5 protein-coding genes and 2 pseudogenes are annotated in these 4,021 nt (G+C 71.6%); 5 read left to right on the plus strand and 2 right to left on the minus strand.

The window, feature by feature from the left end; translation table 11 throughout:
* Nucleotides 1-214: pseudogene (locus ACWEN3_RS42875) on the minus strand (hypothetical protein); the annotation flags it as partial.
* A gap of 7 nt (nucleotides 215-221) precedes the next feature.
* Nucleotides 222-857 (minus strand): ATP-dependent Clp protease proteolytic subunit, encoded by a 636-nt coding sequence (locus ACWEN3_RS42880; protein ID WP_452983087.1) that lies wholly within the window; start codon nucleotides 855-857, stop codon nucleotides 222-224.
* Between the two features lie 85 nt (nucleotides 858-942).
* Here ACWEN3_RS42880 and ACWEN3_RS42885 point away from each other — a divergent pair, with 85 nt between their 5' ends.
* From ACWEN3_RS42885 to ACWEN3_RS42905, 5 genes and pseudogenes are all read left to right on the plus strand, one after another.
* The gene (locus ACWEN3_RS42885) at nucleotides 943-1,221 is read left to right on the plus strand and encodes a type II toxin-antitoxin system Phd/YefM family antitoxin (RefSeq protein ID WP_452983090.1); all 279 of its coding nucleotides are present in this window, start codon (nucleotides 943-945) and stop codon (nucleotides 1,219-1,221) included.
* A gap of 227 nt (nucleotides 1,222-1,448) precedes the next feature.
* Complete coding sequence (locus ACWEN3_RS42890; protein ID WP_452983092.1) at nucleotides 1,449-1,751, plus strand: urease subunit gamma; 303 nt, start codon at nucleotides 1,449-1,451, stop codon at nucleotides 1,749-1,751.
* A 9-nt stretch (nucleotides 1,752-1,760) separates the two neighbouring features.
* On the plus strand, nucleotides 1,761-2,072 hold the full coding sequence (locus ACWEN3_RS42895; protein WP_452983095.1) for an urease subunit beta: 312 nt from the start codon (nucleotides 1,761-1,763) through the stop codon (nucleotides 2,070-2,072).
* A complete protein-coding gene (locus ACWEN3_RS42900) occupies nucleotides 2,065-3,786 on the plus strand; it encodes an urease subunit alpha (RefSeq protein ID WP_452983098.1) in 1,722 nt (573 codons plus the stop codon). Before ACWEN3_RS42895 ends, ACWEN3_RS42900 begins: the two co-directional genes overlap by 8 nt.
* A pseudogene (locus ACWEN3_RS42905) lies at nucleotides 3,786-4,021 on the plus strand (hypothetical protein); the annotation flags it as partial. The gene ACWEN3_RS42900 and the pseudogene ACWEN3_RS42905, both read left to right, overlap by 1 nt.

Raw genomic sequence — 4,021 nt, forward strand, 5'->3', positions numbered from 1 at the left:
GAACAGCTTGACCAGGGTGGCGCCGGGCGAGGGCGTCGCGGAGTTCGGCCGCCTTGCGCACCAGCGCCTGCGCGGCGCGCAGCCCGCCGTAGGTGTCCCCGCGGCGCGCGGGGTTGATCCGGCCCAGCAGGTCGACCGCCTCCAGGTAACGGTCGATCAACTCGCCCTCGGCGCGGGTCAGGGCGGGCAGCGGCGGAAGCTCCGGCGGCGGCAAGGCCCGCTCACCTCGCGCCGGTGTCGCCGGGCGCGGTCCGGCGGCTGGGCACGACGGCGTCCACGAGGCCGTAGGCCACCGCTCCCGAGGCGTCCAGGACCAGGTCCCGTTCCAGGTCCTGGTGGACCTGCTCCGCCGTGCGCCCCGTGTGCCGGACCAGCATCTGTTCCATCAGGGCCCGGATCCGGGCCAACTCCTCGGCCTGGATGACCAGGTCGCTGGGCGTGCCCTGCGCGGGTTCGGAGAGCCGGGGCTGTTCGAGCACCATGCGCGCGCCCGGCAGCGCGAACCGCTTGCCCGGGGTGCCGGCGGCGAGCAGCAGGGCGGCCGAGGACGCGGCCTGGCCCAGGCAGTAGGTCGCCACGTCGCAACCGACGTACCGCATCGTGTCGTAGACCGCCGTCAGCGCCGCGAAGGAGCCGCCCGGCGAGTTGACGTACAGCGTGATGTCCCGGTCCGGGGCCGTGTGTTCGAGGTACATGAACTGCGCCGTCACATCGTTCGCCGCGGCCTCGTCGAGCGGTGTCCCGAGAAACACGATTCGTTCTTCGAACAGCTTTCCGTACGGGTCGAGGGTGCGCACCCCGCTCCCCGTGCGCTCGGTGAACTCGGGCAGGACATGGCGGGCGAACGGTCGGGACATGGGCACACCCCTCCTCACGGCGGAGCCGGCACTCTCCGGCTTCTGTACAGAATGTACAGGACGTACCTGACGTTATGATGGACGTATGGCCTACGAGATTCCGGTGACGCAAGCCAGGGCTGAACTCGCCGACCTGATCAACCGGGTGGTGTACGGCGGCGAACGGGTCGTCGTGACGCGGCACGGCAAGCCGCTCGTCGCGCTGGTCTCCGCCGCTGACCTGGAGCGTCTCGACGCCCTCGACGAGCTGGCCGAGGAGCCGGTGGTCCGCTCGGTGTCCACCGTCCGGGACACCGGGTCCGCCCCGCGCGAACGGCAGCGTTTCGGCATCGCGGCCGAGCACCGGGGGCCGGGCGTGTCCTGAACCGGGCGCGTATGGGCGGCCTCATCGCGCGGTCATGAGCCGATCAAAGGCTGGTTAACGTCCTTGAAACTCCGGCGAACTAGCCTGCCGATCCACGCCACCAGGGGTTCTTCTGCCCGAGTTGATCTTCCCTCGGGCGGTTTGTCCGTGTGTTAGACCTGGCTCCGTCGTGGTGGCTGCGGCAACCGGACCCCGCACGGTCCGGAGCAAGAACGGTGAGGTGGGACGTGCAACTGACCCCGCACGAGCAAGAGCGGCTGCTCATCCATGTGGCGGCCGACGTGGCCACGAGGCGCAGGGCCCGCGGGCTGCGGCTCAACCACCCGGAAGCGGTCGCCCTCATCACGTCGCACATCCTCGAGGGCGCGCGCGACGGCCGCACCGTCGCCGAGCTGATGTCCACCGGTCGCAAGCTCCTCACCAGGGACGACGTCATGGACGGAGTCCCGGAGATGATCCACGACGTCCAGGTCGAGGCCACCTTCCCGGACGGCACCAAGCTCGTCACCGTCCACGACCCGATCGTCTGAGGGGCCGCGATGATCCCCGGAGAGATCCTGTTCGCGGACGAGCCCGTCCTCGTCAACGAGGGCCGCGAGGTCACCCGGCTGACCGTCCTCAACACCGCCGACCGGCCCGTCCAGGTCGGCTCCCACTACCACTTCGCCGAGGCCAACCCCGGCCTGCGGTTCGATCGCGCCGCCGCGCGCGGCAAGCGGCTGAACGTCGCCGCCGGCACCGCCGTGCGCTTCGAGCCCGGCATCCCGGTCGACGTCGCGCTCGTGCCGCTCGCCGGCGCCCGGATCGTGCCGGGCCTGCGCGGGGAGACCGGGGGCGCCCTCGATGCCTGAGATCTCCCGGGCCGCCTACGCCGACCTGTTCGGCCCCACCACCGGCGACCGCGTCCGGCTCGCCGACACCGACCTGCTGATCGAGATCGAGGAGGACCGCTCCGGCGGACCCGGCGCCTCCGGCGACGAGGCCGTCTTCGGCGGCGGCAAGGTCATCCGCGAGTCCATGGGCCAGTCCCGCGCCACGCGGGCCGACGGCACCCCCGACACCGTGATCACCGGGGTCGTCATCGTCGACCACTGGGGCGTCGTCAAGGCCGACGTCGGCATCCGCGACGGCCGCATCACCGGGATCGGCAAGGCCGGCAACCTGGACACCATGGACGGCGTCCACCCCGACCTCGTCATCGGCCCGGAGACCGAGATCATCGCGGGCAACGGGCGGATCCTCACCGCGGGCGCCGTCGACGCGCACGTCCACTTCATCTGCCCCCAGGTCGCCGACGAGGCGCTGGCCTCCGGCGTCACCACCCTGGTCGGCGGCGGCACCGGCCCCGCCGAGGGCTCCAAGGCGACGACCGTCACGCCCGGCCCCTGGCATCTGGCCCGGATGCTGGAGGCGATGGAGGCCTACCCGGTCAACGTCGGCTTCCTCGGCAAGGGCAACACCGTCAGCCACGAGGCGATGCTCTCCCAGATCCGCGGCGGCGCCGTCGGGCTGAAGCTGCACGAGGACTGGGGCTCCACCCCGGCCGTCATCGACGCCGCGCTCACGGTCGCCGACCGCACGGGCATCCAGGTGGCCATCCACACGGACACCCTCAACGAGGCCGGCTTCGTCGGCGACACCCTCGCCGCGATCGCGGGCCGGGGCATCCACTCGTACCACACCGAGGGCGCCGGCGGCGGGCACGCACCGGACATCATGACCGTGGTCTCCCAGCCGAACGTGCTGCCCAGCTCCACCAACCCGACCCGCCCGTTCACCGTCAACACGGCCGAGGAACACCTCGACATGCTGATGGTGTGCCACCACCTCAACCCGGCGGTCCCGGAGGACCTGGCCTTCGCCGAGTCCCGGATCCGGCCCTCCACCATCGGCGCGGAGGACGTCCTCCACGACCTCGGCGCGATCTCGATCATCTCCTCCGACTCCCAGGCCATGGGCCGCGTCGGCGAGGTCGTGCTGCGCACCTGGCAGACCGCGCACGTGATGAAGCGCCGGCGGGGCGCCCTGCCCGGCGACGGACGCGCGGACAACCACCGGGTACGTCGATATGTCGCCAAATACACCATCAACCCGGCGCTCGCCCAGGGCCTCGCCGCCGAGATCGGCTCCGTGGAGAGCGGGAAACTCGCCGACCTGGTGCTGTGGGAGCCCGCGTTCTTCGGGGTGAAGCCCCTCCTCGTGCTCAAGGGCGGCCAGATCGCCTACGCGCAGATGGGCGACGCCAACGCCTCCATCCCCACCCCGCAGCCGATCCTGCCCCGCCCGATGTACGGCGCGATCGGCCGCGCCCCGGCCGCCAACTCCGTCAACTTCGTCGCCGGCCCGGCCATCGAGGACGGACTGCCGGAGCGGCTGATGCTCGGCAAGCGGTTCGTGGCGATCGCGTCCACGCGTGCGGTGACCAAGGCCGACATGCGGGAGAACGACGCCCGGCCGGACGTCCGGATCGACCCCGACAGCTTCGCCGTGCACATCGACGGCGAGCTGGTCGAGGCGTCCCCGGCCGTCGAACTGCCCATGGCCCAGCGCTACTTCCTCTTCTGATGTCCAGGGCAGCACTTCTCGTCCTGGCCGACGGCCGCTTCCCCGCCGGAGGGCATGCGCACTCCGGCGGGGCGGAGGCCGCCGTCAAGGCGGGCCGCATCACCTCCGCCGCCGGCCTGGAGGACTTCTGCCGGGGCCGGCTGCTCACTCCCCTCGCGGCCGCCGCCCTGATCGGAGTGATGATCAATGCGATGGCGACCGTGACCGGCGCCCATGGTCTGTGGGAGACACATGG

It is taken from the genome of Streptomyces sp. NPDC004561 (assembly GCF_053602155.1).